The sequence below is a fragment of the Salibacter halophilus genome (genome assembly GCF_008806325.1).
In the GTDB taxonomy this organism is placed as follows: Bacteria; Bacteroidota; Bacteroidia; order Flavobacteriales_G; family Salibacteraceae; genus Salibacter; species Salibacter halophilus.
The window spans coordinates 1-5,124 of the sequence record NZ_WACR01000016.1; the positions used below are offsets into that span (position 1 = coordinate 1).

Sequence of the window (5,124 nt, forward strand, 5' to 3'; positions counted from 1 at the left end):
TTACCTTTGCCGCCCGCTTTTCTCGAAAGAGATTAGCGGAAAAAGAGAAGAGAAAAAGTTCTTTGAAATAATGGAAAGCATCGCAAGAGTTCCCTGAGGTTCTTGAGAGAAAAAATAAGGATATTACAACGAAGAGTTTGATCCTGGCTCAGGATGAACGCTAGCGGCAGGCCTAACACATGCAAGTCGAACGGTAACAGATCCAGCTTGCTGGATGCTGACGAGTGGCGCACGGGTGCGTAACGCGTATACAACTTGCCTTCAACAGGAGGATAGCCCAGAGAAATTTGGATTAAAACTCCATAATATTTTCGAGTCGCATGACTTGGAAATTAAAGCTCCGGTGGTTGAAGATAGGTATGCGTCCCATTAGTTAGTTGGTGAGGTAACGGCTCACCAAGGCAGCGATGGGTAGGGGTTCTGAGAGGATTATCCCCCACACTGGTACTGAGACACGGACCAGACTCCTACGGGAGGCAGCAGTGAGGAATATTGGTCAATGGACGCAAGTCTGAACCAGCCATGCCGCGTGCAGGATGACGGCCCTACGGGTTGTAAACTGCTTTTGTAAAGGAATAAATACGAGTACGTGTACTTGTTTGAAGGTACTTTACGAATAAGCACCGGCTAACTCCGTGCCAGCAGCCGCGGTAATACGGAGGGTGCAAGCGTTATCCGGATTCATTGGGTTTAAAGGGTGCGTAGGCGGATTTTTAAGTCAGTGGTGAAATACTGCAGCTCAACTGTAGAACTGCCATTGATACTGGAAATCTTGAGTATGATTGATGTGGGCGGAATACGTCATGTAGCGGTGAAATGCATAGATATGACGTAGAACACCGATAGCGAAGGCAGCTCACAAAGCCATAACTGACGCTGAGGCACGAAAGCGTAGGTAGCAAACAGGATTAGATACCCTGGTAGTCTACGCTGTAAACGATGATCACTCGCTGTTGGCGATACACTGTCAGCGGCCAAGCGAAAGCATTAAGTGATCCACCTGGGAAGTACGTTCGCAAGAGTGAAACTCAAAGGAATTGACGGGGGCCCGCACAAGCGGTGGAGCATGTGGTTTAATTCGATGATACGCGAGGAACCTTACCAGGGCTTAAATGCAGAGTGACAGGTTCGGAAACGAACTTTTCTTCGGACACTCTACAAGGTGCTGCATGGTTGTCGTCAGCTCGTGCTGTGAAGTGTCGGGTTAAGTCCCATAACGAGCGCAACCCCTATTCTTAGTTGCCAGCGGATAATGCCGGGGACTCTAAGGAGACTGCCAGTGCAAGCTGAGAGGAAGGTGGGGATGACGTCAAATCATCACGGCCCTTACGTCCTGGGCTACACACGTGCTACAATGGTCAGTACAGAGGGCAGCTATCTCGCGAGAGAATGCGAATCTCAAAAGCTGATCTAAGTTCGGATTGGAGTCTGCAACTCGACTCTATGAAGCTGGAATCGCTAGTAATCGCGCATCAGCCATGGCGCGGTGAATACGTTCCCGGGCCTTGTACACACCGCCCGTCAAGCCATGGAAGCCGGGGGTACCTGAAGTCGGTAACCGAGAGGATCTGCCTAGGGTAAAACTGGTAACTGGGGCTAAGTCGTAACAAGGTAGCCGTACCGGAAGGTGTGGCTGGAACACCTCCTTTCTAGAGAGACTTGAGAGAGTCTTGGGGTAAATTTAAAGATGCTTTCCATTATTATATTTATACATTATTGAGTATAGAAGAACCAGCAGTTCTCAAGCTCTAAAGATGGCCGGGCCGTCTGAGTTTGGGATGTGATAGTCCCGTAGCTCAGCTGGTTAGAGCGCTACACTGATAATGTAGAGGTCGGCAGTTCAAGTCTGCCCGGGACTACTTTAGTGTTTGGGGAATTAGCTCAGCTGGCTAGAGCGCCTGCCTTGCACGCAGGAGGTCATCGGTTCGACTCCGATATTCTCCACAAGAGCTTGGAGCGAAATAAGAAAGAAGAGATTACTGAATAGAGGCAGTAAAGATTGGTTCAACTCCAATGATCTCACAATCGCGAAAAGCGAGAAAAGTTCTTTGACATTTTGAAGTTTGAAAAATCGAGCTAAAAGACAAATGCGTTGAAAAGACGCTAATTTTAGAAAGTAACAAAGGGCGCTTGGCGGATGCCTAGGCTCTCAGAGACGAAGAAGGACGTGACAAGCTGCGAAAAGCTACGGAGAGGCGCACATAGCTTATGACCCGTAGATATCCGAATGGGGCAACCCACTTAGTTGAAGACTAAGTATTCCAATTTATTGGGAGGTCAACCTGGTGAACTGAAACATCTAAGTAACCAGAGGAAAAGAAAACAAAAGTGATTCTCTAAGTAGTGGCGAACGAACGGGGAACAGCCCAAACCAGAATTGTTTCGGCAATTCTGGGGTAGTAGGACTACAATGTGGACTAAAAATTAATAGCTGAATCCTTTGGAAAGAGGAGCGATAGAGGGTGATAGCCCCGTAAGCGAAATTGATTTTTTACCTAGTAGTATCCTGAGTAGCACGGAACACGTGAAATTCTGTGTGAATCAGCCGGGACCATCCGGTAAGGCTAAATACTCCTGAGAGACCGATAGTGAACAAGTACCGTGAGGGAAAGGTGAAAAGCACTCCGAACAGGAGGGTGAAATAGTACCTGAAACCAAGCGCTTACAAGCGGAGGGAGCCTTCGGGTGACCTCGTGCCTTTTGCATAATGAGCCTACGAGTTACTCCTGTCTAGCAAGGTTAAGAGTTTAAGACTTGAAGCCGGAGCGAAAGCGAGTCTGAATAGGGCGATTTAGTTAGATGGGGTAGACGCGAAACTGAGTGATCTACCCATGGCCAGGTTGAAGCTTTGGTAACACAGAGTGGAGGACCGAACCAGTACACGTTGAAAAGTGTTTGGATGAGCTGTGGGTCGGAGTGAAAGGCTAATCAAACTCAGAAATAGCTCGTACTCCCCGAAATGCATTTAGGTGCAGCCTCAAAATAAGTGTTGTAGAGGTAGAGCTACTGATAGGGCTAGGGGGCTTCACCGCCTACCAAACCCTGACAAACTCCGAATGCTACAACATATTTTTGGGAGTGAGGGCGCGGGTGCTAAGGTCCGTGTCCGAGAGGGAAACAACCCAGATCATCAGTTAAGGTCCCTAAATGTATGCTAAGTTGAACAAACGTGGTCCGACTGCTTTGACAGCTAGGATGTTGGCTTGGAAGCAGCCATTCATTTAAAGAGTGCGTAACAGCTCACTAGTCGAGCGGTTAGGCGTGGATAATAATCGGGCATAAAGCATACTACCGAAACTGTGAATTATATGGTAGGGGAGCATTCAAGTTGCGTTGAAGCTAAGCTGTGAGGCTTTGTGGAGCGACTTGAAAAGAAAATGTAGGCATAAGTAACGATAAAGCAGGCGAGAAACCTGCTCACCGCTAGACTAAGGTTTCCTGAGCAACGCTAATCGGCTCAGGGTTAGTCGGGATCTAAGGCGAACCCGAAAGGGGTAGTCGATGACGAATCAGTTAATATTCTGATACCTGCTATACATTAAAAGTGACGGAGTGAATAAGGATACGCGTACTGACGGAATAGTACGTTAAACCCCGCTTGCGGGGGATAGTACCACAAACCTTCGGGTGCGTGGATAGTTATCTGAAGAACTTCCAAGAAAAGCGAGTATAGCAGCCCGTACCGCAAACCGACACAGGTAGTCAAGGAGAGTATCCTAAGGTGCTCGAGTGATTCATGGCTAAGGAACTAGGCAAAATGGCCCTGTAACTTCGGGAGAAAGGGCGCCCTAACTTCGGTTAGGGCCGCAGTGAAAAGATCCAGGCGACTGTTTATCAAAAACACATGGCTTTGCGAAATCGAAAGATGAAGTATAAGGCCTGACACCTGCCCGGTGCTGGAAGGTTAAGGGGTGGAGTTATCTTCGGAGAAGCTCTAAACCGAAGCCCCAGTAAACGGCGGCCGTAACTATAACGGTCCTAAGGTAGCGAAATTCCTTGTCGGGTAAGTTCCGACCTGCACGAATGGTGCAACGATCTGGATACTGTCTCGGCCATGAGCTCGGTGAAATTGTAGTATCGGTGAAGATGCCGGTTACCCGCAACGGGACGGAAAGACCCCGTGAACCTTCACTACAACTTCACATTGATATTGGGTAATTCATGTGTAGGATAGGTGGGAGACTTAGAAGCGGCCTCGCTAGGGGCTGTGGAGTCGTCCTTGAAATACCACCCTTGAATTGCTTGATGTCTAATCCTGCAAAGGAGACAGTGTGTGGTGGGTAGTTTGACTGGGGTGGTCGCCTCCAAAAGAGTATCGGAGGCTTTCAAAGGTGCCCTCAGTACGCTTGGTAACCGTACGAAGAGTGCAATAGCATAAGGGCGCTTGACTGTGAGACCTACAAGTCGACCAGGTACGAAAGTAGGATATAGTGATCCGGTGGTTCCGCATGGAAGGGCCATCGCTCAAAGGATAAAAGGTACTCCGGGGATAACAGGCTGATCTCCCCCAAGAGCTCACATCGACGGGGGGGTTTGGCACCTCGATGTCGGCTCGTCACATCCTGGGGCTGGAGAAGGTCCCAAGGGTTGGGCTGTTCGCCCATTAAAGTGGCACGCGAGCTGGGTTCAGAACGTCGCGAGACAGTTCGGTCCCTATCTGTTGTGGGCGTTAGAAGCTTGAGAGGATCTGACCTTAGTACGAGAGGACCGGGTTGGACAAACCGCTAGTGTACCTGTTGTGGCGCCAGCTGCATCGCAGGGTAGCTATGTTTGGATGAGATAAGCGCTGAAAGCATCTAAGCACGAAACTCACCTCAAGATGAGGCTTCTTTAAAGGGTCGTTCAAGACTAGGACGTTGATAGGCTGCAAGTGTAAAGTCAGTAATGGCATAGCTGAGCAGTACTAATTACCCGTAGCTTTCAAGTTAGCAGTTTTAACACATTGTGTCTTTTAGCCCGACTTCAAAATGTCTATCGTATTGAATGTTTTACGGTGACTATGGCGGTGGGGATCACCTCTTCCCATTCCGAACAGAGTAGTTAAGCCCACCAGCGCAGATGGTACTAGAGTTAATCTGGGAGAGTATGTCGTTGCCGATTTTTTCTAAACCCTTAAAGCAATTT

The 5,124-nt window shown here is 48.6% G+C and carries 2 tRNA genes and 3 rRNA genes; all 5 read left to right on the plus strand.

Annotated elements, in window-relative coordinates:
* Window positions 1–125 precede the first annotated feature (125 nt).
* The 5 genes from F3059_RS13530 to rrf all read left to right on the plus strand — a co-directional run bounded on the left by F3059_RS13530 (window position 126) and on the right by rrf (window position 5,100).
* Window positions 126–1,649 (plus strand): 16S ribosomal RNA (locus F3059_RS13530).
* A gap of 136 nt (window positions 1,650–1,785) precedes the next feature.
* Window positions 1,786–1,859: transfer RNA gene (locus tag F3059_RS13535), tRNA-Ile, on the plus strand.
* Between the two features lie 11 nt (window positions 1,860–1,870).
* Window positions 1,871–1,944: transfer RNA gene (locus F3059_RS13540), tRNA-Ala, on the plus strand.
* A 165-nt stretch (window positions 1,945–2,109) separates the two neighbouring features.
* A 23S ribosomal RNA gene (locus F3059_RS13545) occupies window positions 2,110–4,927 on the plus strand.
* Window positions 4,928–4,989: 62 nt separating this feature from the next.
* Window positions 4,990–5,100, plus strand: a 5S ribosomal RNA gene (gene rrf / locus F3059_RS13550).
* Together the 16S, 23S and 5S rRNA genes with 2 tRNA genes alongside form the textbook arrangement of a ribosomal RNA operon.
* Window positions 5,101–5,124: the final 24 nt, after the last annotated feature.